This is a genomic window from Shewanella sp. ENK2 (assembly GCF_043568515.1).
GTDB lineage: Bacteria > Pseudomonadota > Gammaproteobacteria > Enterobacterales > Shewanellaceae > Shewanella > Shewanella japonica.
Window position 1 is genome coordinate 3666360 of record NZ_CP171406.1, and the last position, 24511, is coordinate 3690870.

General features: G+C 41.0%; 22 protein-coding genes and 1 pseudogene. 18 read left to right on the forward strand and 5 right to left on the reverse strand.

Going from position 1 to position 24511, the window contains the following annotated elements:
- Window positions 1-59: 59 nt before the first annotated feature.
- The 6 genes from ACGEDC_RS16070 (at window position 60) to ACGEDC_RS16095 (ending at window position 5368) form a co-directional block, all read left to right on the forward strand.
- Window positions 60-938 carry a virulence protein gene (locus ACGEDC_RS16070; protein ID WP_119968706.1) on the forward strand — a complete coding sequence of 293 codons (879 nt, stop codon included), beginning with the start codon at window positions 60-62 and terminating at the stop codon, window positions 936-938.
- A gap of 5 nt (window positions 939-943) precedes the next feature.
- Entirely contained in the window at window positions 944-1858 is a 915-nt protein-coding gene (locus ACGEDC_RS16075) for an alpha/beta fold hydrolase (protein WP_394494451.1), read from the forward strand.
- Window positions 1855-3189, forward strand: a complete 1335-nt coding sequence (locus ACGEDC_RS16080) for a DUF4056 domain-containing protein (protein WP_394494453.1) — start codon at window positions 1855-1857, stop codon at window positions 3187-3189. The genes ACGEDC_RS16075 and ACGEDC_RS16080 overlap by 4 nt, the downstream gene beginning before the upstream one ends.
- Window positions 3176-4480 carry a BamA/TamA family outer membrane protein gene (locus tag ACGEDC_RS16085; RefSeq protein WP_394494455.1) on the forward strand — a complete coding sequence of 435 codons (1305 nt, stop codon included), beginning with the start codon at window positions 3176-3178 and terminating at the stop codon, window positions 4478-4480. The genes ACGEDC_RS16080 and ACGEDC_RS16085 overlap by 14 nt, the downstream gene beginning before the upstream one ends.
- Before the next feature lie 128 nt (window positions 4481-4608).
- Window positions 4609-5004 (forward strand): GFA family protein, encoded by a 396-nt coding sequence (locus ACGEDC_RS16090; protein WP_394494457.1) that lies wholly within the window; start codon window positions 4609-4611, stop codon window positions 5002-5004.
- An 82-nt stretch (window positions 5005-5086) separates the two neighbouring features.
- Window positions 5087-5368: a putative quinol monooxygenase gene (locus tag ACGEDC_RS16095; RefSeq protein ID WP_055023004.1), complete on the forward strand. Its 282-nt coding sequence runs from the start codon at window positions 5087-5089 to the stop codon at window positions 5366-5368.
- A gap of 3 nt (window positions 5369-5371) precedes the next feature.
- On the opposite strand, the gene ACGEDC_RS16100 is transcribed toward ACGEDC_RS16095, so the two are convergent.
- Both ACGEDC_RS16100 and ACGEDC_RS16105 read right to left on the reverse strand, forming a co-directional pair.
- Window positions 5372-5932: a DUF1415 domain-containing protein gene (locus tag ACGEDC_RS16100; RefSeq protein ID WP_394494459.1), complete on the reverse strand. Its 561-nt coding sequence runs from the start codon at window positions 5930-5932 to the stop codon at window positions 5372-5374.
- 108 nt (window positions 5933-6040) lie between these two features.
- Complete coding sequence (locus ACGEDC_RS16105; protein WP_394494461.1) at window positions 6041-6637, reverse strand: LysE family translocator; 597 nt, start codon at window positions 6635-6637, stop codon at window positions 6041-6043.
- A 292-nt stretch (window positions 6638-6929) separates the two neighbouring features.
- On the opposite strand from ACGEDC_RS16105, the gene ACGEDC_RS16110 reads away from it, so the two are divergent.
- Window positions 6930-7508: a DUF4136 domain-containing protein gene (locus ACGEDC_RS16110; protein WP_394494463.1), complete on the forward strand. Its 579-nt coding sequence runs from the start codon at window positions 6930-6932 to the stop codon at window positions 7506-7508.
- Window positions 7509-7607: 99 nt separating this feature from the next.
- On the opposite strand, the gene ACGEDC_RS16115 is transcribed toward ACGEDC_RS16110, so the two are convergent.
- Complete coding sequence (locus ACGEDC_RS16115) at window positions 7608-8429, reverse strand: DUF2797 domain-containing protein (protein WP_394494465.1); 822 nt, start codon at window positions 8427-8429, stop codon at window positions 7608-7610.
- Between the two features lie 134 nt (window positions 8430-8563).
- Complete coding sequence (locus ACGEDC_RS16120) at window positions 8564-9070, reverse strand: glycine cleavage system protein R (RefSeq protein ID WP_055022999.1); 507 nt, start codon at window positions 9068-9070, stop codon at window positions 8564-8566.
- A gap of 257 nt (window positions 9071-9327) precedes the next feature.
- Here ACGEDC_RS16120 and ACGEDC_RS16125 point away from each other — a divergent pair, with 257 nt between their 5' ends.
- From ACGEDC_RS16125 to ACGEDC_RS16160, 8 genes and pseudogenes are all read left to right on the forward strand, one after another.
- Window positions 9328-11583, forward strand: coding sequence for an ABC transporter permease subunit (locus tag ACGEDC_RS16125; protein ID WP_394494468.1), 2256 nt, complete (start codon window positions 9328-9330; stop codon window positions 11581-11583).
- Between the two features lie 58 nt (window positions 11584-11641).
- Window positions 11642-13300, forward strand: a complete 1659-nt coding sequence (gene pstA, locus ACGEDC_RS16130; protein WP_394494470.1) for a phosphate ABC transporter permease PstA — start codon at window positions 11642-11644, stop codon at window positions 13298-13300.
- A gap of 28 nt (window positions 13301-13328) precedes the next feature.
- Window positions 13329-14147, forward strand: coding sequence for a phosphate ABC transporter ATP-binding protein PstB (gene pstB / locus ACGEDC_RS16135; protein ID WP_055022996.1), 819 nt, complete (start codon window positions 13329-13331; stop codon window positions 14145-14147).
- Between the two features lie 61 nt (window positions 14148-14208).
- Entirely contained in the window at window positions 14209-14919 is a 711-nt protein-coding gene (gene phoU / locus ACGEDC_RS16140) for a phosphate signaling complex protein PhoU (RefSeq protein WP_055022995.1), read from the forward strand.
- A gap of 290 nt (window positions 14920-15209) precedes the next feature.
- Window positions 15210-16350 (forward strand): annotated as a pseudogene (locus tag ACGEDC_RS16145) (putative sulfate/molybdate transporter).
- A gap of 175 nt (window positions 16351-16525) precedes the next feature.
- Window positions 16526-17197, forward strand: coding sequence for a DUF502 domain-containing protein (locus ACGEDC_RS16150; protein WP_394494473.1), 672 nt, complete (start codon window positions 16526-16528; stop codon window positions 17195-17197).
- Window positions 17198-17684: 487 nt separating this feature from the next.
- Window positions 17685-19661: a BCCT family transporter gene (locus ACGEDC_RS16155; protein WP_080915393.1), complete on the forward strand. Its 1977-nt coding sequence runs from the start codon at window positions 17685-17687 to the stop codon at window positions 19659-19661.
- Window positions 19662-19816: 155 nt separating this feature from the next.
- Complete coding sequence (locus ACGEDC_RS16160) at window positions 19817-20173, forward strand: YajD family HNH nuclease (protein WP_055022992.1); 357 nt, start codon at window positions 19817-19819, stop codon at window positions 20171-20173.
- 52 nt (window positions 20174-20225) lie between these two features.
- Here ACGEDC_RS16160 and ACGEDC_RS16165 read toward each other — a convergent pair whose 3' ends face one another.
- Window positions 20226-20450, reverse strand: a complete 225-nt coding sequence (locus ACGEDC_RS16165) for a DUF1289 domain-containing protein (protein ID WP_153914820.1) — start codon at window positions 20448-20450, stop codon at window positions 20226-20228.
- Between the two features lie 231 nt (window positions 20451-20681).
- Between ACGEDC_RS16165 and ACGEDC_RS16170 the strand changes: the two genes are divergently transcribed.
- From ACGEDC_RS16170 to ACGEDC_RS16180, 3 genes are all read left to right on the forward strand, one after another.
- Window positions 20682-21869, forward strand: a complete 1188-nt coding sequence (locus ACGEDC_RS16170; RefSeq protein WP_394494476.1) for a chemotaxis protein — start codon at window positions 20682-20684, stop codon at window positions 21867-21869.
- Window positions 21870-21881: 12 nt separating this feature from the next.
- Window positions 21882-23180 (forward strand): methyltransferase, encoded by a 1299-nt coding sequence (locus ACGEDC_RS16175; RefSeq protein WP_394494478.1) that lies wholly within the window; start codon window positions 21882-21884, stop codon window positions 23178-23180.
- Between the two features lie 251 nt (window positions 23181-23431).
- On the forward strand, window positions 23432-24481 hold the full coding sequence (locus ACGEDC_RS16180) for a 3-oxoacyl-ACP synthase III (protein ID WP_055022990.1): 1050 nt from the start codon (window positions 23432-23434) through the stop codon (window positions 24479-24481).
- Window positions 24482-24511: the final 30 nt, after the last annotated feature.

The window sequence follows — 24511 nt, forward strand, 5'->3', positions numbered from 1 at the left end:
TTTATCTCAATGTTTTTAATGTTGATTAACATTGAAGCTGTTAAGGATTTTTCGCTCTAATGCTACGAACTTTTACTCTTGTTATTGCTCTTTCGACGCTTTTTATTAGTCATATCGTTTTTGCTGAAGATTCGATAGAAGTCACTCCCAAATACCAACGTGCTTTCCCTATTTGGGCACAAGAAGCGATTGATTTAGGTTACGAACTCCCAAAACCTTATGGCTTTAGCATCAATTATATGACGATGGAACAGCCTTTAGTGGTCGATAGTGTTGCCTTTACAGGATTAGGGGACTTTATTGATGACAAGATTTCGATTAATGGCAGCGAAGCACTACAAGACTCTGAAACATTAACGTTTCGGGCAGACATGTGGGTGCTTCCATTTTTGAACTTGTATGGTGTTATTGGTCATACAAAAGGCAGTAGCGTCGCCAATGTGCAAGTGGATGTCGATTTACCTTTTTTCCCTGAGTTAGATCCTTTTGATTTTGAATTAAATTTTAAAGGAACAACCTATGGCGTTGGCGGCACCATTGTTGGCGGTATTGATAACTGGTTTGCGTTATTGGATGTGAATTATACCAATACAGATCTGGATATTCTCGATGGTGAAATCAGCACGATAGTTGTGTCGCCAAGGGTGGGCTATCGCACCAAAGTATATGGTAATGATCTGCAGGTATGGGTCGGTGGTATGTACCAAAACGTTGAACAGACATTCAGTGGCTACCTTAAAGATATTCTTCCTATCGGTGACTCGAGTATTGGTGATTTGATAGGTGATGGTAAATTTGAAGTTAACCAACATCTAGCTGATAAATGGAACACCTTGGTGGGGGCTCAATTACACCTTGGCGCTGGCTTTGACTTGTTGCTTGAGGGTGGTTTTGGTACTCGTACAAGCTTTATGGCCTCCATTGGGTATCGGTTTTAATACTGATGCGATTATTGATTACCAGTATCGTTATTTGGCTCATTTCCGGTTGCTCGACCGTCTCTATGGTGGATAGTTATCAGCAAAATCAGCTAATTAATGCTGGTTTTGACCGAAACCATTTAACGCTAGCGCAGGAAGGGGAATTACATTATTGGCAAGGGGGCAATGAACAGGCTCCAGTAATCATTTTACTCCATGGTTTTGGTGGTACAGGCATGACAAGTTGGTATGAAACCATGCAAGATCTTGTCGTCGATTACCATATTATTGTTCCTGATTTATTGTGGTTTGGCGATTCATATAGCCATGCTCCAGCAACCATTGAAAGCGAAACTTTGGCGATTCAACAGCTTATAAGTGAACTTAGGCTTAAACAAGTAAACCTTGTTGGTATTTCGTTCGGTGGCTTTGTGACGTTTGACTTAATGATTAAAGCGCCAGAAGTAAAAAAAGCGATGATGCTTGCCAGTCCGGGGATTGTCTTTAGTGATGCAGATATGGATGCGATGAGTGAGCGATTAGGCCAAACAACCCCTGAAGCGGTGTTTGTGCCTCAAGATAAAGAAGGTGTAAGGCATCTTTTGGAACATACCTTTGTCGCACACCCTTGGTACCCAAGCTTTATTGATGAACAAATCTATCAAACATACTTTGCGAATTACCTCGAAGAAAAACGCTCGTTGATTACCACATTACCTGCGTATCGAAATCAATTGGAACCTGCTGAATTCAGAGATAACTTGCCTCCATCTTTATTGATATGGGGTGAAAACGATCAGGTGTTTCCATTAGAGAAAGGGCATGAGTTTTCAGTTTTTCTAGATGCGCCACTTATCATTATTCCTGATGCTTCCCACGGGTTAACGAATGACTTTCCGGAGCTCATCAATCAAATGATCCGAGATTTTATAAAATGATGCAGTTTCTCAACAAAAACCTATTACTCCTTTCAATAATCACTATCGCTAGTGGCTGCTCAAGCAGTGAATGGCAAGTCAGTGCGACGCCATCTGATGTGGCAGTGGAAGCAGCGCTTGATAATGAGCCTGACAACGCATTACTCAAGGACATCAAATTACCAGAGCAAGCAGCTTTACCTTTACCGACAAGTGTTAGACCTTGTTGTGCATTTGGTAGTGGCCAGAAAGTTAAACTTGGACCGATTCCGGTGCCATTTTTTAGACATGCCAATACGATTGAGCTGGATGATATTGGTGCTCATGCGTTTGAAGCGGGAAGCTTTAGCCATCAAAAGTCGGCGCCGAATGCTGGCCGAAGTGGTGAGAATAACGGTTTGGTGTACACCCTAAAAGGTGGCTTTATTGACCTCGCTCATGTGCGTGATACTGCTGATAACGCTGTGGCTTTGTTTTACCGCATTCAGCCTTATTTAGGTGAGGCGCAAACTATTGAGCTGCCGTTTGAAATCGGTCCAAGAACCATTGAGTTAGCGGCGTTTGACGTCAGCGAGTTAACCGCTACTGAGCGCTGGGAACTGGCGGCAAGTATAGCGGTTCGTTTGGCTTACTCTATGGCAGAAGCCCATGAGATAGCTCAATACCATGGTTATCGTAGCTTTAGTCCCTGGACCGAAGATGTGTCGGCGTATTCACCTGAAGATCTTTACTCGAATATGTTAGGGGCGAAAATCGCTCTTGCAGTGCTCACCAATAATTTAGCCATGACACGTCAGCAATATAATTTTCATATGACAACGTGGATTTCTGCAACCATCGCTTGGTTAGCCCCCGTTTCTGCCCAACAAACTGATGCCATGTTTGAAGCCATTGATGGTTATTGGTGGGATTCAAACGAACCGTTACCGAATAAATTCATGCTGCTTAAACGTCACTATGAATTAGGAGATGAACAATCACCTTACATCGTGCCTAAGGGCTTGGCATTTATCAGTAAATCATGGCCAGCGATCAGCGCTCTTTATGAGCAAACGGTTGAGCCGCATGAGTTACAGCTTGCCAATCTTGTTCACGGGATTGTCATTGATGAAGTCGCAAAGCAATGGCTATTCGTAGACCCTAAATTTTCAGCCTCATTTGATCATGTGCCTGCATCGCTTTGGCAGCAAGGTTTTACACAAGAGCAGTTTCTTGAGTTATCTCGTTATAACCAAACTCGAGATCAAGCCATGTTAGCTGAACATTTAGCTAAGTACCCTAAGTTGCCATTAGCGAAACAACTGAAACAAGCTGATAGCTCAAACCAAGGACACGTTAATGAAGCTAATTAATTCTGTGGCAAGCAGATTGGCTGTTACAGTGAGCTCAAAGCGCAATCATGCTTGCAGGCGTTCAGCGTTACTTTTGCCGACTTTACCTCTGTCAATTTCACTCATGCTGAGTTTTAGTGTGTCAGCAGCACAGTCTCAATCAGTGAATGGCGCGACTAAACAGATCACAGAACAAGAGCTGCATAAGGCTAACGGTGCTGATGAAGTGCCATTTCAAGACGACAATGAAGCGCTCGGCTGGGTAGAAAATTTTTTACAAAAGCTGGGGGCTGATGGCGAATTTGACCCGAGTAAACCTATTGATTTTAGCTTTTTACCAGGGCCATTTTACAATCCTGAAATGGATTTAGGTGTTGGCATTTCTGCTGTAGGCTTGTATCAAGTTGATCCTGACGATGAGGTAAGTCAATTATCTTCGTTGGTCATTAATGGTTTAGCCTCTATTAATGGCGCATTAGGTGTGTCCATTGAAAATAAAACCTTTCTGAATGAAGATAGGCAGCGCCTATATCTCAACGCCGAATTGTCAGATATTCCCGATGTGTTTTATGGCATTGGGTATGATGAAAACTATCAAGATGAGAATCGTACTGATTTTAGTGGCAGAGTGATTAGTGCAAATCCAATGTTCCTTCAGCGGGTGTCGTCAAATTTGTTTGTTGGAGCAGGTTTTGACTTCAGTTATGCCAAAGCCAGTAGTATAGATATCTTAGAATCTGAAGTTGATATCACGCCATTAGAAGCATCATCACGCAGCGTAGGTATTAACTTATTGGCCAATTATGATAGCCGAGATAATGTACTCAATCCTGAACAGGGAAAAATTGCTCAGATAGATGTCGGTGTATATCGTAAAGACTTAGGTAGCAAAACAGATTTTGAAGTCGTTAATGCTCTATACAGCACTTATTATCCAGTTGCAGGTAGTGACGTTCTGGCATGGCAAATACGTGGTCGATTTACCCATGGTGATGTACCTTGGGATCAGCTATCTAAAGCTGGCGGCGGAGATTTACTACGAGGTTACACCTCAGGTCGTTATCGCGATAAGCAAATGCTCCTTGCTCAAGTAGAATATCGTCAAAACTTATCTGGTCGTCATGGCATGGTATATTGGGTAGGTGCTGGGGTTATTTCTGATAAATTTAGTGAATTAGCGTCATCTGATGTGCTACCCAACACGGGCATTGGTTATCGTTTTGAAGTGAAACCGCGAGTTAACCTTAGATTAGACTTGGCCTTTGGTGATGGCGACAGTGGATTTTATTTCAATGTAAATGAAGCTTTTTAGGTTTCAATCTTGTTTTTTCAAACTTGTATTTTCAATCTTCTATTTTAAAAATAGGCATCTGGATTGAGTGATGTGCATGCTATAACGTTACTCTGGATAAGTATATTTAAAGCATGGAGGCTTGATTAATGATACAAAAAGTTGGTGCAATCCTTATTAAGCTGCGGCATATTGCTCGTTGCCATTGCGGCGAAGTGAACATTGAATTGTTTCTCCCTAATGGAATAGAAAATCCCAGACGTTGTGATTGTTCTATTTGTCGCCGTAAAGGTGCCATTGTGGCTTCTGTTCCTTTAGCAAATTTAACGATTATTGCAGGCGAGCAGCATTTAACTTGCTATCAATTTAATACTCATACCGCTAAACATTACTTTTGCTCTAAATGTGGCATCTATACACATCACCAACGACGCTCCAATCCCAATGAATATGGCTATAACATTGGGTGTCTGGTTGGAGTGAACCCATATGAATTAGGCGATGTAGTGATAAATGATGGTGTAAATCATTCTGCTGACAAGTAGGATTACAATAAGCGCAAAAACAAAGCTAAGCGTTAGTGTTGTCGTTTAGTTTTAGCTATCACCCAACTTCAAGGAAGATGAATTGAGTAGAGTCAGATTAACAGGCTATATTTTAGTGGCTGATGAGGATTTATCCGCAGTAAAACAAGCCTTACCTTTGCACCGCAAGCTGACGCTAGCAGAGTCTGGCTGCGTTAGTTTTGAAGTGCTTCCTGATAACAAAAATCCCAATAAGTATAATGTCGATGAAGTGTTTACAGATCAAATGGCATTCGAAGTGCATCAAGCACGAGTGAAGCTGTCAGCTTGGGGGCGGCTTACTGTCAATGTCACTCGACATTACCAAATGAGTGATACCGAGTAATGTTTATTTAATCTCGTTTCCTACCTTGCATTGTTTTAATAATACAGTAAAAAATTCAGTGCCTTTACGTTCAGCAAAAGCGATATTCCTCTCAGGGATAGATTCTGGCTCATCATATTCAGCTAAAGCGGCTTCCATACTCGCTTCACGAATTATGTGAATCGTTGGATAAGGTGAGCGGTTGGTATAATTTGTGGGACTATCTTGTGGCTCGCCATCAAAACAATAGTCCGGGTGAAAACTGGCAAGTTGATAGACACCTTCATAGTCATTTTCGAGTAATTTAGCATTGGCTAAATCGACAAGATCGAGATAGTGATAAAAGCCTTCAAAACCTCGGGGTAAAACGAATAGTGTGGTCTCGGTATCGGGATGGTTATCTAGGTATTCACATTCTGACAGAAAGTCTTTTAGCACCTGTTTGACTTTAGTGTTTTCGCTGCAAATGTATCGGATGCTGTTATTTTCAACTTCTCGACGTGCAAATGGGCAAATATTGTATTTCATGATCACTTTATTGACCCAGTTTGCTGTTTCAATATGGTATTCGCTTTGCTCTTGCATGTTCTTTCCTGTCATATGTTCAATTCGTCATAGCGGGCTTACGCTAAAACTAACGTTCGGCGTTATAGCTAACAGCCTTACTAACAGTGTTGTTTATTCAATGTAAGACTAATCAGGTAAAGCCATCTGTATGATAGATAACACTAATAGCAGGGCCATTGAGATATTGAATATTCTTTGCTGACGCTCGTTTTTAAGCAGTTTTTTAAGGCCAATACCAAAGCTTAACCAAATTGAGGCACAAGGTAATGCCACCATAAAAAATACCACTGCAATGGTTAATACTTGCGGAATTAAAGCGTGTGAAATGTCAGTAAAGGTAGCGATGGCGCCGACAGCCATAATCCAGCCTTTAGGATTAACCCATTGAAATGCAGCAGCTTGAAAGAAGTTAAATGGTTTAGCTGTTTGTTTACCTTCTAGGTTGCTTGAGCTATTAGCGATGCGCCAAGAAAGGTAAAGTAGGTAGATGATACCAGCAACTTTAATGACTTGATGCGTCATTGGGTAGGCTTGAAAGACGGCACTCAGTCCTAAGCCAATAGCGACCACCATACTCGGGAAGCCAATAATAATCCCTAGTAAATGTGGCATGCTGCGTTTTATACCGAAATTAACGCCAGACGTCATTAACATGATGTTATTTGGGCCGGGTGTAATTCCTGCAGAAAAAGCGAATATTGCAATAGTAAAAACGAGTTCCATAAATCGGTAAAATATATCAATACGGCAGTGCTAATAGGTCATCATCTTAACGGGAATATACTGGCTAACCTAGTGTTAATTACATTTTTCGTGGATGGCGCTTTTACATTTGTACTGTAATCGTTTATAGCTTGCTAATCTTGTGTGTAGTTTTTTACTGGTAACATGACATAACTTGTTATTGAAATTGAGTCAGGTTAGGTTAGGGTTTAAGTGTTATATTGATAACGAAATTTCAATAGCTTGATACAATAAAGATAGGCTAACTTGCTGACTACAGGACTAAATGTGAATGAATAGCAAAAAATGGTGTTTATGTATAAGTCTTTTCGCTGTATTGATTTCAGGTTGTGCAACCAAAGAAGAGGTCATCAAGCCTGCTCCTAGTCGAATCACAATGGTGACTTCAGGAGATCTTGGCTTTATTTCTTCGCAAGCAAAGAGCTTTGCTTGGCACCCAACGATGTTTACTGTTCATAGTGCAAATAAACTTGATGATGCTGAATTAGTGAGACATATGCGTCAATCGATAGCAAAAATCATGGAGCAAAAGGGCTACCATTTTGCTAAAGATAATGAGAATCCAAATGTGCTTATTGGTTTTGGTATGGCGCTAGAGTCGGAAATGAGTGACGCAGAAATCATGAAAAGAGCAGGTCTCGTTGCTGGCTTATCAACATCAGGTATTGATGATGATTTTGAAAAAGGATCTGTACTGGTGGCTTTGTTTAGTCCGAATCGTATTCAACCTATTTGGAAAGTGTTAGCACAAGGGTTTACAGAGACAGGAAAACCTATCGAAGATCGTGAGATCCGCTTTGATAAATTGACTGGTATGATGCTGAACTCTATCCCTAATCATACGATGTAACGATTTTCCTGAGCGAGAAACTATTATAAAAAAGCCGCAGAGCCTATGTTCTGCGGCTTTTTATTTAGCCTATATTCAGTTTAACGTTCAATTGAAGTGTTATTCAGTGTCAACATTCACTTCGTATGATGAGAACTTACGGATATTGATAACGCCTGTGTCAAAAATGAGGTACTGACCTTTAATACCTTGCAAAACTCCCGTTACTTCAGGTGTTTTATCAAAGTTATGAGATTTTACTTTTTTAGGGAACTCGGTAATAGGGAAGCGAATACCTTGAATTTGATCATTGAGTCGCTCAATCACAAAGTCAGGATTTTGCTCTTTTATCTCTAACAGTTTTGCTTCAATTTCTGGGATTAATTGATTGGCCATATCGACTAAATCAACATCATCAGCATTACCTTTTAACATGGCTTGCCAATTGGTTTTATCATTAATCAGTTTTGCCAATTCGACTTCAACAAGGCCTGAAAGTTGGCGAGTTGAAACTTTAAAGATAGGTAACCCTTGTGTGGCGCCTTGATCTATCCAGCGAGTCGGTATTTGCGTGTAACGCGTAATGCCAACTTTGATCCCAGATGTATTAGATAAATAGACAAAGTGAGGAACAAAGCAATGACTTTGCGCCCATTCAGGTTCACGGCAAGTACCTTGATCAAAGTGACACGTTTCAGGCTTCATGATGCATAAGTCACAGCTAGCAAGCTTTGACATACACACGTAACAATGTCCCTGAGAGTAGCTTTTTTTGGTTTTCTTACCACAACTTGAGCATAAAATTTTACCCGTATGGGTCAAGGTGAGTGTTTTACCGATTAAAGGGTTTAACTCTAAGAGTGCATCCCCTACGGGTAATTGATAGTGCACTCCATTTTGCTCATCAAGCTGAGTGCGCATTTTTGATAACGTTCCTAACATCTCTAAACTCATTTTTGTTATGATTTGTTAGTAGTCTAACAGATGGTAGTCAGTAAATTTAAACGGTTTTTTAGATTGAATAGAAGGGATATCTGTTGCGCTAATATATTCATTAACGCAACAAACAAAAGGAGCTAGGCGCTTTTACTGAGTTTATCTAACACCACATCGTCACCGAGTTCATATAGTGATTCTGTGAGTTGTTCTTCCTGACTTGGATCTGATAACCCTAAACCCATGGTGGCTCTAAACAATGCAATACCACTGTGGCCTGCAGTTTCTTGCTGACTACTAAATTGCTCGATGTTAATACCAAGTGCATTTATTTTATTTGAAATTTCAAGCACTAAGCCTTCACGGTCGTAGGCTACTAAATTAAAACTTAATCGTTTAATCGGCTCTGCTATGTGGCCCGTTTTACTGTATGTACAGCTTAGCCCTTCGATACACTCCAAAGACTCAAGCAAGGTATCCCATTTTAATGCCGATACTTCTAACTGTAATATTGCGGCAAAAACGCCGTCAATATGGCGCATTTCGGAGTCGAGCCAGTTGCCGTTGTGACGACTGATAACATTTGCAATCTGTTCAACTAACCCTTTTCTATCAGGGGCTTGCAAGGTAACTAGATAACGTAACATAAAAGAAACTCCCAAATGTTTAACAAATAAATCGCCTGTAACACTACTGTCATATATACGTCATATAATTCAGCCAATTAAAATAGGCATCTAAAAAATGTCATCAATTAATCACTTAAACGTACTGATTTGAACTGACAATTGTTGAGTTGTAATCACAAACGCTTAAGGTAAATAAAACAGCTATTTATTTAGTATCACAGCGGATTAAACAATCATAGCGAAATTTCGCTGACGATTAATTATAGAGGTTCTGAATGGAAAGTCAGGTCAATCAACCTGGTTCTGAGACGAAGAGTCTGCTAGTAGGCAGAAAAGCGAATCGAAGAGCATTTACGGATAAGGCAGCTGAAGTGGGTGTAACTGTGGGTGGAACCATGGTTTTTGTCGCTTTGTTGTTGATTTTCTTTTACTTATTGTATGTTATTAAGCCAATTTTTGATGGTGCTGATGTTGAACCTGTATCAACAATCAGTTATCAAAATACCGAGACTGCCACTTTAATGGTGGGAAGTGATGAGCAAAATGAAATAGCTTATCGCGTACTGGTAAATGGCCAAGTTGATTTTTATTCAGTAGCCAGTAAACAGTTAATTGAGAGTTTTCAGCCTCCGCTTCCTGAAGGGGCGACAGTGGTTAGTAGCGCCAAAGCTAAACCAAATGAGCAACGTTTTGCGCTTGGATTAAGTACGGGAGAGGCGTTAATCGTTGGGGTTGATTTTGGCGTGACTTACCCTGATAACGTGCGAACAATTACACCACGTTTACGCTACCCATTAGGTGAAACACCGATTATGGTTGATGAAGGTCAGCCATTACATCACTTAGCCTTTGACTATATCGATAGTCGCATTGGTTTTGCATACCAAGATAATCAAGGTGCATGGAAGTTAAATCGTCTTGAAGGCGAAGAAAACATGATGACCGAAGAAATTGAATGGTATTCAGATCTGACCGTTGTTGAAGATGCGCCTAAAGATGCGTTAACGGCGTTAATGACACCTGATCATCGCCAGTTGATCCTGCCTACATCAAACAAAATCTTCATTTATGATATTCGCGACACTGATGAACCGTCATTGCTGCAAGTTATTGATGTTAAAGATGGCTCAAACAAAGTTTCTAATGTGAGCTTACTTGCTGGTGCGAGTTCGATTCTTGTTAATTACCAAGACGGTACTATCGACCAGTATTTTCAGGTTAGTAGCCGAAGTGGTCGTTTATACCAAAAAATTCGTGATTTTGAGATTGATTCACCTGTACAGACGATTGCAACTGAGTTTTATCGCAAAAGCTTTGCTGTAGTGAGTCCTGAAGGTGAGCTATCACTGCTTTATACAACCAGTCAGCGTAATTTATTCACTGAAACGTTTAATATTGCACAACCTGGAGCAATGGCATTTAGCCCACGTTCGAATGCATTAATTGTTGAAGCGAATAATAGCTTGAATGTATTTGCGGTAGACAATGACCATCCAGAAGTCTCTTGGAGTGCTTTGTGGCAAAAAGTTTGGTACGAAGGTTACCCAGAGCCACAGTATGTTTGGCAGTCAACTTCAGGCTCTGATGACTTTGAAGCAAAACTAAGCTTAATGCCGTTAGCATTCGGTACCATGAAAGCGGCATTTTACGCGATGCTTTTCGCTGTGCCATTAGCGATTGCTGGTGCAATTTATACCGCTTACTTCATGTCGCCTAAAGTCCGTAGTGTTGTTAAGCCAACCATTGAAATTATGGAAGCACTTCCTACGGTTATTTTAGGTTTCTTAGCGGGCCTTTGGTTAGCGCCGTTAATTGAAGACCATCTTCCAGGCATTTTAGTATTACTGACATTGTTACCAACCAGTATTTTACTAAGTGCATTTACTTGGAGCTGGTTACCAAACTCGTGGAAGCAACGATTACCTGAAACTTACCAAGAAATCATGCTAATACCTGTGATCTTGTTTGTAGGTTGGTTCTCATTCGAAATCAGTCCAGTGATTGAGATTGCTTTCTTTGATGGTAATACTCGCCAATTTATTACCAATGATTTAGGGATTACCTTTGACCAACGAAATGCATTTGTTGTCGGTATTGCGATGGGCTTTGCTGTTATTCCAACGATTTTCTCAATTGCTGAAGATGCTATCTTCTCAGTGCCACGTCATTTATCAAATGGCTCATTAGCGCTGGGTGCAACGAACTGGCAGACTCTGACTCGCGTGGTTCTATTGACAGCCAGTCCAGGGATCTTTTCCGCTGTGATGATGGGACTTGGTCGTGCAGTGGGAGAAACTATGATTGTACTGATGGCTACAGGTAACACCGCAATCCTTGAATGGAGTGTATTTGAAGGTATGCGGACATTAGCGGCTAACATTGCGGTAGAAATGCCTGAATCTGCCATTGGTAGTTCGCACTATCGTGTATTGTTCCTTGCGGCATTCGTCTTGTTTGTATTTACCTTTGTCTTTAACACCATTGCAGAAGTGGTACGTCAACGTCTACGTGAACGTTACAGCTCACTTTAAGGAATGAAGATGAAAATAATAATGAATATTTCGCCAATCGCTTTGAGAGGTTTGAGCAATGGGTAAGTGGGTTAAATCGGGTTCTCCATGGATTTGGATGACCGGTGGTGCAGTCAGTATCAGCTTGATTGCAGTATTAGGTTTGTTGTTATTAATTGCATGGCGTGGATTAAGTTACTTTTGGCCTGCCGATATTTATCAATGGCAACTTGAAGATAATAATGGTGTTAAATCAACCTTAATTGGTGAGATTTATGACCGTGAAGAAGTGCCTACTGAACGATTGATTTCAGCAGGTCATCAGTTTAACGAACATCCTGGTGAGTTTGTCACTCGCTATCTAGTGAAAACAGGTAACCGTGAATTCGTTGGTTTGGATTTTCGCTGGATTTTGGCTACAGACATTGTTAGTCGTGAAAAGCCTACTGATATCGCTATGTTGGAGCGTACCAAAAATGGTAACTTCTACGGCTACCCGGTTGCTGTGATTGAAAATGGTGAACGTTTACCATTATCAGGCGAGCAAATCGAAATCGCGTTAGAAGAGCACATTGACCGTGCTGTGACCATCGGCGAGCAGGCGTTAAAGCTTCAAAAGTCTGAGATTGGTTCAGTTAACTATGCTCTTGAGCGTTTACGTTTAAAAGAACGTGGTTATGAGTTAGACGGTAAATTAACCCCAGAGCGTAAAGCTGAATTAGATGCACAAACAGAAAAGCTCAATCAAGATTACTTAGTCATGGAAAAAGACTTATTCGCGTTGCGTGACCAAGCGGCAAGAGATTCTGTGATAATTCGAGACATGCGCGGTGAAGAAGTCACGCTCAAGTTAGATTCAGTATTAGACGTTAGCTACGTCAATCGTATGAACAGTTTCGATAAAGTAGTACATTGGTTTGTCGGTTTAGGTCGCTTTGTTAGCCATGACCCACGTGAAGCAAATACTGAGGGTGGGGTATTTCCAGCTATCTTTGGTACGGTATTTATGGTGATGCTGATGGCCGTTATTGTAACGCCATTTGGGGTTATCGCTGCTATTTACCTACACGAATATGCTAAAAAGGGTCCAATTACTAAGATGATCCGTATCGCGGTAATTAACTTAGCGGGTGTTCCGTCAATTGTTTACGGCGTTTTTGGCTTAGGCTTCTTTGTATACATGCTTGGTGGTTCATTAGACCAATTGTTTTATCCAGAAGCGCTACCTTCACCCACTTTTGGTTCGCCAGGTGTGATTTGGTCAGCATTAACGTTAGCGATTCTAACGCTTCCAGTGGTCATTGTATCGACTGAAGAAGGCTTAAGCCGAATCCCAAGTGCAGTGCGTCAAGGCAGTTTAGCGCTAGGTGCGACTAAGTTTGAGACCTTATGGCGAATTGTTATTCCAATGGCGAGTCCTGCAATTATGACAGGCCTTATTTTGGCTGTTGCGCGCGCAGCAGGTGAAGTTGCACCATTGATGTTAGTGGGTGTTGTTAAACTCGCACCGACTTTACCTATTGATATGAACTTTCCGTTTATCCATTTAGAACGTAAGTTTATGCATTTAGGTTTCCATATTTACGACGTTGGCTTCCAAAGTCCTAACGTAGAAGCGGCAAGACCATTAGTTTATGCCACTTCATTCTTATTAGTATCTGTGATTGTGACACTTAACTTAACAGCTATCAGTGTACGTAATCACTTACGTGAAAAATTCCGTTCGCTAGAACACTAATTAGCGATATCCTGAGGAAAAAAGAAAAATGATTTCTATTGATCAAAGCGCTATTAAATCTGAAGTTGTCGATTTAGCTAACCTACCTGCACAGGATACTGCGCTAGAAATTCGTAATTTAGATTTACGTTATGGTGATAAACAAGCTCTATTTGATGTGAGCATGAAAATCCCGAAAAACCAAGTGACAGCATTTATTGGTCCAAGTGGTTGTGGTAAATCGACGCTTTTACGTTGTATTAACCGTATGAATGACTTAGTTGAAACTTGTCATATTGACGGTGAAATTTTACTTCACGGTCAAAATATTTATGACAAGAAAGTTGATGTTGCTGCACTTCGTCGTAATGTCGGTATGGTGTTCCAGCGTCCTAACCCGTTTCCAAAATCGATTTACGAGAACGTGGTTTACGGTTTACGCCTGCAAGGGGTGAGTAACCGTCGTGAGTTAGATGAAGCCGCCGAGCGTTCATTACGCGGTGCAGCAATTTGGGATGAAGTTAAAGACCGTTTGCACGATAACGCCTTCGGATTATCTGGTGGTCAGCAACAACGTCTTGTTATTGCCCGTGCCATTGCCATTGAGCCAGAGGTATTGCTGCTTGATGAACCAACATCGGCATTGGATCCAATCTCAACGTTAACGATTGAAGAGTTAATCACGGATCTTAAATCAAAATATACTGTGGTTATCGTAACGCATAACATGCAACAGGCTGCACGTGTATCAGATCAAACGGCATTCATGTATATGGGTGAACTGATTGAATATGCTGACACTAATACTATCTTCACTACGCCACAAAAGCGTAAAACAGAAGATTACATTACCGGTCGTTACGGCTAAATTTATTGCATTAGAGCTGATGGCTTAGGTCAATATAGTAAAGAATAAGGTTGATACAGTAATGGAAAACAAAAGTTTAAATAAGCATATCTCGGGTCAATTTAACGCCGAACTTGAAGATATTCGTAACCGTGTTTTAGCCATGGGCGGCCTAGTTGAACGCCAACTAGAAGAATCTCTAGATGCACTTGCTTCTTTAGATGCTGAGCTTGCGCAAAAAGTCATTGATGGTGATCACCGTGTTAATGGCATGGAAGTGTCTATTGATGAAGAATGTACTCGTATCATCGCTAAACGCCAACCAGCAGCCAGTGATTTACGTTTGATTATCACAATCACTAAAACCATTACCGATCTTGAACGTATCGGAGATGCCTGTGTTCGTATTGCTAAAGCTGCGTTAGATAAGCGCTTGAACAATCAACAACCATTGCTAGTAAGCATTGAAAACATGGGGCGTCATGCTACTCGTACACTGCATTCAACCTTGGACGCTTTGGCCCGTATGGATGCAGATAATGCATTTGAGTTACACAAAGAAGATGCCAAATTAGATAAAGAGTATGAAGGGATTATTCGTCAATTGATGACCTATATGATGGAAGATCCTCGCTCTATCCCTGGTGTACTAGATGTTCTTTGGGCTGCTCGTGCTGTTGAGCGAGTGGGCGATCGCTGTAAAAACATCTGTGAATACATTATTTACTTCGTTAAAGGTAAAGATGTTCGCCATACTTCATACGAAGATATGGAAAAAGATCTTAACTTATAATAAGTAAGGCAAACTAACTTTGAGTGAGCTCTAGATAACTCATTAATTAATAAGCACCTTTCGAGGTGCTTTTTTATTGCGAAAATCTGAGTTCACTAACCTCGATGTCATCATATTAAGAATGACTAATTTGGACATATTGACCTTTTAAAGAATTTTTGTGTGGGTCAATATGTCTATTGTTTTTGGCTAAACGATTAACATCACAGCATTATTTTGAACTAGTTCACATTATTTTTGTTGGCATTCAAATTGCTATATTTCAGTATCCAATCCCTACGGCAAGATATATGAGATGTAAGACCAACCGTTTTAATAATTTCAACAAAATTTCAGGTGAGTTCAGTGGTGCTTTTGCGGACTTAGGCACTTTTCTTCCTTTAGTGCTTGGGCTTATTGCCCTCAATCAATTTTCCCCCAAGGCATATTCTTAGGCTTTGGTTGTTTTGCAATTTTTACTGCTTTTTATTATCGAAGACCTATTCCTATCCAACCGATGAAAGTGATAAGCGCGCTAGTGATTGCTGAAGGGTTAACCCCCGGTATGTTGCAAGCATCTGCCATGTTGATGGGGGGATCCTTCTGATATTGGCATACAGCGGTATTATTCAGTGGATGGCAAAACAATTGTCGCCTGCCATCAGTATCGGTATTCAACTCGCCATAGGTATTCAGTTGATGTGGATGGGCGGTTTCATGATGAGTGAAACATGGGGCGTAGGCTTATTGGCATTTGGTATTTTGTTTTTAAGTCGGTTTATGCCAATGCAGTATTTGGTTATGCCTTTGGTGATTTTTCTAGGCATTCTATGGCAATTATTTAGCCAATCTAGCCCGAACTTTGACTTTACTCAAACCACAGGTTGGCAATTCAGTTGGCCTGAGTCTAATGAGTGGAGTTCAGCTGCATTATTGTTAGTATTACCGCAATTAGCACTCACCTTAACTAACGCTGTCATTGCGATTTCGGCAATGGCTAAAGACAAATTCCCCGAAGACAGTGACAAGTTTACTCCACAAGCTTTTGCAAAAACTTCAGGTTGGTCAAACTTACTCATGGCGCCATTTGGCGGCGCAGCAATGTGCCATGGCGCTGGAGGACTTGCTGTTCAACATCACTTTGGTGCTAGAACATGGTTAGCACCGGCAATCTTTGGTGGAACGTGTTTATTCATAGCCATTTTTTGGGGGCAGGGCATTGCGACTGTTTTATCGTTAATTCCCCTAGCGGTGTTGGGAAGCTTGCTTGCTATTGCAGGAACGCAGCTCGCTTGGTCTAAGCGATTTATCGATGGCAAGCCCTTTTGTATTTTTGTCATTTTTTCAACGGCATTAGCGTGTTTGGCAATTAATACAGCTGTAGGGCTGGCAGTGGGCGTTGTACTCGAGTTAGGCCGAAATCAATGGCTGCAACTGAGTGCGCCTAAATAGCAGTTTTCGCTCGCTATAACTGTATGTTGATGCAGATTAAAGATGGCTTTGTAGATCTATTCGTGATTTAGCTCACAAAGCCAGCTTTGCTCATTTAGCTGTGATGAATATACGTCATGGCTTATGAGCATTGTGTGCTACCATTTTCGTCCTGATTTCTATTTGCGTGGACGTAATGAAAAACACCCTTTCTAGAGGCCTAACTAATCTGTTACCTATGGTACTCAGCCTTTGGTTATTCTGGTCTTTATTTATCTCTTTAGATGGCTTAGGTCATTTCTTGCTTGATATTGTCGAACTGGACAACGCTTTTGTTGGCACAGGGTTTATCCTGGTTGCAGTATTGGTTTTTATCTCGGGGTTACTATTCTCGTTTAGTCCGTTTGCTTGGTTATATTCATGGCTTGAACAGCAATTAATGAAGTTTCCTTTGTTTAAGTCGGTATATGGCAGTATTCGTGATATTGCAGGGTTAATGAAAAGCGATGGTAAGCCAAAAAACCAAAAGACCGTGCTGATTAAACAGGCAAACGGTGGTTATGTTGTTGGTTTTATTATGAACCAAACCGCGCCTAAACCATTAACAGACGCGCTACCAGACGGGGATTGGGTACCGGTTTTATTTCAGTTGAGTTATCAAATGGCTGGTGTTACGAGTTTAGTTAAACGAGAAGATTTAATTGAAGTTGATTGGTCGTTTGAAGATGCGATGCGCTTTAATTTAACCGCTGGAATTTCGGCAAAATCAATCACAGCCACTAACGCTAAAAAGCCTATTAAAGACAGTGCCAAAGACACATTAGTAGACAGTGAGCTTGAGGCTAAAAATAGCGACAATAAGTATTAAGCTAATCTAGATGCCAGTCTTAATACGCATTTAATTGTGAGCGGCCTTTAGCAAGGATAAAACTAATAGATGCTATTTTCGTCGATGTCTGCATATTAAGTCGCTCAGGGATAAATGGACTGCCCCTGAGCTTACTGAAAACTCGTCATTTATCCTGTTGCTTAAAGCACGACATCCTCATCACCTAGTACTAACATCTTACAGTCAACTCAAAATGTTAGTCCGAGGGCTTGCTGTTACATTAACTTGCAGAGCAAATTTAATGTTATGAACCTGTGTTTATATGTGTCTTAATTCTGACAGTTGTTAACTGCGGGTAAACTTTTGCTTAAAGCGTGTGCTGTAAGACAAAAACATCCATTAGATTGTGCTATTGTGAAGGTTAGTTTATAAGTTAATCAAAGCATTAAGTTCGACAAATAGATTTTTGAACGACTTAGCGCTTAGGTTAGCTTAGATATCTTTTCACTCCAAACTAGGAGTATTAATGTTACCTAAGGCTAGTATAAATCCGCCTGTATTTTTTTCGTCTGTCACCCTTATTACTATGATGGTTCTCCTGTGTGCTTTTTGGCCACAGCAATCCGCTGCTTTTTTCCAAACGGTTCAGTCTTGGCTGCAACTTAAAGTTGGTTGGTTTTACATCGTAGGCGTCGCAATTTTTATCATCTTTATCATGTTCGTTATGATGAGCCGTTTTGGTGATATCAAGTTAGGTCCAGATCACGCCGTCCCAGACTATAGTTACAAAAGCTGGATTGCCATGCTGTTCTCTGCAGGTATGGGAATTGGCTTGATGTTCTTTGGTGTGGCTGAGCCTGTGATGCATTTTCTTGCGCCACCTGATACCAGCCCTGAAACCATAGAAGCCGCAAAAGAAGCAATGAAAATTACCTTCTTTCATTGGGGTATTCACGCTTGGGCGATTTATGCCATTGTGGCGTTAAGTTTGGCGTATTTTTCTTATCGACATAAGTTACCACTATTACCTCGCTCTGCGCTTTATCCGTTAATTGGAGAGCGCATATATGGTCCAATCGGTCACGCAGTTGATACATTTGCAGTATTAGGCACTATGTTCGGTGTCGCGACTTCATTAGGCTTTGGTGTGTTGCAAGTTAACTCAGGCTTAAGCTATTTAATTGACGGATTGCCAAACAATATCACTGTCCAAGTGATCTTAATTATTGCCATCACTGGCGTGGCGACTTTATCGGTGTTTTCAGGCTTAGATAAAGGCGTTAAAAGGCTCAGCGAGTTAAACCTAGGGTTAGCTTTGTTACTCTTGGTTGCTGTGCTTTTACTTGGCCCGACAATTGCGTTATTGCAAGCCTTTGTGCAAAACACTGGCGGCTATTTAAGTGACATTGTGGGTAAAACATTTAACTTATATGCCTACGATCAAAAAGAAGATTGGATTGGTGGTTGGACACTACTTTATTGGGGCTGGTGGATATCATGGTCCCCATTTGTCGGTACCTTTATTGCCAGAGTAAGCCGTGGACGAACCATTCGTGAGTTTTTGATTGGGGTGTTATTTGTTCCTTCAGGAATTACTTTCCTATGGATGACGGCATTTGGTAATACCGCAATCGATGCTGTAATGAATCATGGTGCAACCTATTTGTCGGATGCTGTTTCAAGTGACGTTTCAGTAGCGCTATTTAAGTTCTTTGAACACTTACCTTTTTCGAACATCTTATCAATTATTGCCGTGTTCTTAGTGGTGACATTTTTCGTGACGTCGTCAGATTCAGGTTCGTTGGTGATTGATAACCTTACATCTGGTGGCGACAATAGTGCTCCAGTATGGCAACGAATTTTTTGGGCTATTTTACAAGGGGTTGTTGCATCGGTACTGCTAATTGCGGGTGGGTTACAAGCATTACAAACTGCGGCAATAGCCAGTGCAATGCCGTTTTTAATTGTCATGCTATTAATGTGTGTCGGCTTGTTTAGAGCCTTACAAGATGATTATTTGAAGATAAACAGTGTCCAATCTCATAATACCAGTGTGCAATTTGCTAAAGCGAATATGAGTTGGAAAGATCGCATTGATGTGCTTGTCTCTCAGCCGAGTCATCAAGATGCACAAGAGTTTTTAGATAACATCGCCAAGCCCGGTCTTGACCAAGTGAAGCAAATATTTTTGCAAAAAAATATCGCTGCTGTAATCACCCAAGATGAGCAACGTGTCAGGTTGGTTATCGGTAATGAAGATAATGATACTCTGCCATTTGCTTATGGGCTGCGGTTACGTGCGTTTAATATGAATGGTGCGGATGTTGAGTTGTTTGATAGCGAACAAGACTATTATCGTGTTGAAGTGTTTTTAGAGCACGGTGGTCAGCAGTATGATGTTATGGGGTACACCCAAGAGCAAATCATTGCAGATATTGTTAATCAATATGAACGTTATCTACACTATTTACATCTGTCGAACTCTGAATTGGTAACAGAGTAGTCATATTGGCTTTAGCGGTAATGTAAGCTTTATTAAATGCGTTTGTGATAGAAACCATTGCCCCAACGGATAACTGAGATTATCCTTGGGGTAATTTTTTAGGTTAATATTTACAATTAGCCACGAATGGTCAATAAACAAAAGTTGGAAAGTTGATGTCAGGTACTCAAAGCAAACTCGATAAAGTCTTAGCGGAAGCAAGAGAATATAAAGCCAGCCGAGAAAAGGGGTACCGCGAACAAGCGTTAAAACTCTACCCTTGGGTTTGTGGACGTTGTACACGAGAATTTACTCATAAGAACTTAAGTGAGCTTACGGTGCATCATGTTGATCATAATCATGACAACAATCCATCAGATGGCTCTAACTGGGAGTTATTGTGTCTTTATTGCCATGATAACGAGCACTCACGCTTTGAAGAGTTGATCCGTTATGGCAGTACCACAGAAGTAAAACAAGAAGCGGCGACTTACAATCCGTTTGCTGATTTGAAATCGATGATGAAAAAATAAAGTGTTCTTCGATAAAAAAAAACAAAAGGTTACCTATGGGTAACCTTTTTGCTTAGGTAAGCTTTCCTTCTGCAGCAAGCCATTTTTCTCGACTGATAACTTGCTGACTATTGCCTCCCTTCATGGTTTCCTTTCTTGCGGGAAGTAAAGCCCAAATTTGTTGCTGACGTTCTTCGCTCGCTTTACCCCAACCTACAATTTCATTGATATGCCTAAAACATCCCATACAAAAGTCGTCATCATTGAGACCGCATTTAGCGACACAAGGAGAGTGCATATAAACATCCTATACTGAATTAATAAACCTGGATTCTACTGAGCCAAATAGCATTTAGCCCTAGACAGAAAATGTAAAAATAACTAGTCTCGATAATATTTATTTTATATATATATCAGATAGTTAAATTAAACCTATAGCTGTGTCACAAGTGTTTCATTTGTAAGGCAAGCTATGGATAACTGTTGGTGTTTGTTTGTTGTTTTGCTGCTTATTTGTGTGGAGAATACCATGAATGCATGGGAAAGTTCAGCCGTTAACCGTTTGGTTCAAGTGTTATTGTTGTTAGTGAGCGTCAGCGTATTAACTGGCTGCTCTTTATTAGAGGTTAAGCTTGAAAGTGGCGTAGAGCCCTTGCCTAAAGAGCAAATTAATATGCGTATGTTCAGCCGTGAATATAGCTATAACTTTTATACAGAGGTTGAATCCAGCGCAGATTTAATTGCTAATGACACGGATGATGTGGCAATAAAATCTAATACTCTGATGTGGAAAATTTATTCAGAGCAAAGCCTACAACGCGCGATTTTTCAGGCATCCCCGATTGCAGCTATGATTGATACTTGGGTGTTTACTGAGCAAATGAACCACTATTTTACAACTGGTGCGGGACGCGAGGTTTTTGGGGGGCATCAGCATATTGCTATTGAAGCGAGTCAACGTCTATCGGCTCGATTTGCTAAAACGGCAAAGGGATTTAATGTGAGTAATTTTAAACAGCATCAGAAATTTGTTGAGCAATACGTAGCTAAAAACCCAATCAGTGATTTGACGTTTAGCCGAACCTCAGCTTTTAATGATTGGCTTGAGTTTAGTAATATATCTGAGTTTGAAGCGATAACCACATTCGGCTCTATGCCTGAAGTGATGAGTGACATGTCAGATCGTATGGCGATGACAACCCAACAAATGCCGAAAATTTTGGGCTGGAAAGCCGAACTATATGCGTTACATTCTGATGTTAATGCAGCAGATGTTGAAAAGGCACTGACAGATATCAGTCAAACTACCGTTAAATTTCAGGCATTAATGGAGCAAACCCCTGAGTTAATGACACAGCTTGCCGCTGATATGCGCACGGAACTAAGCCCGCTTATTGAGCAGTTAAGTCAAGTGACTGATGATAAGTTAATGCAGTTATCTAAAGAGCGTGCTTCATTGGCGTTAATCATTACTCACGAGCGGGAAGCACTCGTTCAAATGATTGCAGATGAGCGAGCTGCGGCGGTTCAAGATTTAGACGCATTGAGCCATAAAACCGTCGAATTAGTGTTTCAACAGATCACTGAAACCATTAAGAGTGTCATTGTGTATTTCATTTTGTTTTTAATTACAGTATTTTTCGCACCACTCGGTTTAGGTGTTTGGTTGGGTAAACGAATGGCGACCAATAAGAACAACTCGGTAGTTAACAATTAACAAGGTGAAATATTGTCTATTGCTAAAGTAAATACATCAGCAACTCATCGTCTTACTTTCAGTGAGCAGTTATCGATTCGAAGCGATTGTTTATTGTTACTTACCCCTTTGTGGCAAGTGCAGGCTTTTGAGTGTGCCGAGTTACCTTGGGAGACACAATTCCCAGAGCTGGCGAAAGCAGTTTGGCAAATTGATGACAGTGAAATTGATACAATAGACGCAGATCAAACTGCTTTAGTTGAGTGTTTATTGCCAAGTTTACAGCTTGATTTAGCATCAAATAACTTGAGCATAGATGGCTTATTTGAACTACTCACCAGTAAGGTAAAAGCTCAGGTTGAAGTTAGCGTTAATCAAATGGAAAACAAGATTGCTGAGCAGGGACTAACTGAAAGCGAGCTTAGTCATTTTAGCGCGCATATCAAAGGGCGCAAATGGCAACAAATTACTGCGTTTGCTCACTTTATTCCTGCGGATGATTTACCCATTCTTGAATGGTGTGCGGGGAAGGGGCATTTAGGGCGGTATTTAGCGAAGAAAAAAGCGACAAAGGTAACCAGCTTAGAATGGCAGCAAAGCTTATGTGAGCAAGGGCAAGCCTTTGCTGATAAATGGCATTTACCCCAAACGTTTACTTGCACTGATGTATTTGAAATAACGAATAGCCCTTTAATTAATAAACAGCATGCGGTTGCGCTGCATGCCTGTGGTGATTTGCATGTAAGGCTGATTGATTTAGCTGTACAGGCGTCGACTCGCGCTATTTCATTCTCGCCTTGTTGTTATCATTTAATCCAAGCAAGTCACTATCAGGCACTATCTGATGTAGCTAAAGACTCGGGGTTAACGTTTTCACGTCATGACTTGCAGTTGCCTTTACAGCAAAGTGTTATTGCTAACCCTAAGCAGCAGCTATTACGACATCAAGAAATAAGCTGGCGCTTGGGGTTTGATTCTTTACAAAGAGACATCACTGGTAGCGGCCGATATTTACCCATTCCCAGCGTAAAACGCAGTCAATTATCCGCAAGCTTTGATGAGTTTTGTCGATGGGCAGCCAACCAAAAGGGCGTTGCACTTAACGGGTCAATTGATTTTGATGACTACCTTATCAAAGGTGAGCACAGACAGGCATTAACGCGTCGCATCGATCTAGTCGCGCACCTATTTCGTCTAATAATAGAGCAGTGGTTATTATTAGATAGAGTGTGCTTTTTAGAACAACATGGTTATCAGGTTGAGATGTTTGAATTCTGTGCAAACAGTATTACACCCAGAAATTGTTTAATTCAGGCTAAAAAGCAGCCATAGCAGACTTCTTTGTTCGAATGGTAGCTTAACTTACTGTTTATTAATCTAAAATTTTTATGGTTTAGTATTAATTCTGATTTTTTGGGCTGTTTTTTCTGTTTTCATGTCTCAATGAAGTAGATTTAAATGGCCCGTAAAGTGGTTTTGTATTGAATATTTGGATTTTTCTTGTTCAAATGGCGGGTTAATAACAAATACCAATAAATTCGGTTGCTGATAGCGACCTTAAAGTGAGCGATTGATACGGTTTCATGAAATATTCCCGCGTTTTTATTAATAGTATGGCTTATGAACTTGCACCCCAAGTGGTGTCAAGTCTAGACCTAGAATCTCGCCTTGCGCCGCTTTATCAAAAGTTTCGTATCCCGATGGGGCAATTAGCCGCATTAACCGGTATTAAAGAACGCCGCTGGTGGCCGAAAGGTTATCGTTTATCTGATGGGGCACTTTGTGCTGCCAGAAAAGCGGTCGATGAGACAGGCATTAGTGTTAGCGACTTAGGTGCAGTGGTTTATACCGGCGTATGTCGTGACCAACATGAGCCTGCTACGGCTTGTCGAGTTGCAGCAGAGCTTGGCGTATCAAAAGATACAGCGATTTATGATATTAGTAATGCCTGCTTAGGTGTGCTGTCAGGTATCTTAGATATTGCAAACCGTATTGAGTTAGGCCAAATCAAAGCGGGCATGGTGGTATCGTGTGAATCTGCACGTGACATTGTTGAGGTGACGATTGATAACATGTTGTCAGACCCAACTATGCAAAACTTTGCCCAATCTCTTGCCACGCTAACAGGTGGTTCAGGTGCCATTGCCGTCATTTTAACCGATGGAAGCCTGCCGCTTAAAAACACTCGTCAGCATCAATTGTTAGGTGCAAGTCATTTATCGGCACCAGAGCATCACGAGCTATGTCAGTGGGGGCTACAGGAGACGAGCCAGAAGCTGTATCGTGAGTTTATGCGAACTGACGCTGTCACATTACTTAAAGAAGGTGTCGACTTAGCTAAACACACTTGGGAGCATTTCTTAACCCAACGTGATTGGTTAGTCGAACAAGTTGATAAAGTGATTTGTCACCAAGTCGGTGCTTCAAACCGCAAGCAAGTTTTAAATGCGCTTAATATCCCGCATGAAAAAGAATTCCCTACTTATGAAACCTTAGGCAATATGGGCACCGTTTCGCTGCCTGTCACTGCTGCAATTGCCCATGATCAAGGTTTTTTAAAACTTGGCGATCAAGTGAGCTTCCTAGGAATAGGTAGCGGACTCAACTGTATGATGCTTGGCATCAAGTGGTAGTTCGCTAGCTGTGTATTTAGGATTAATAAA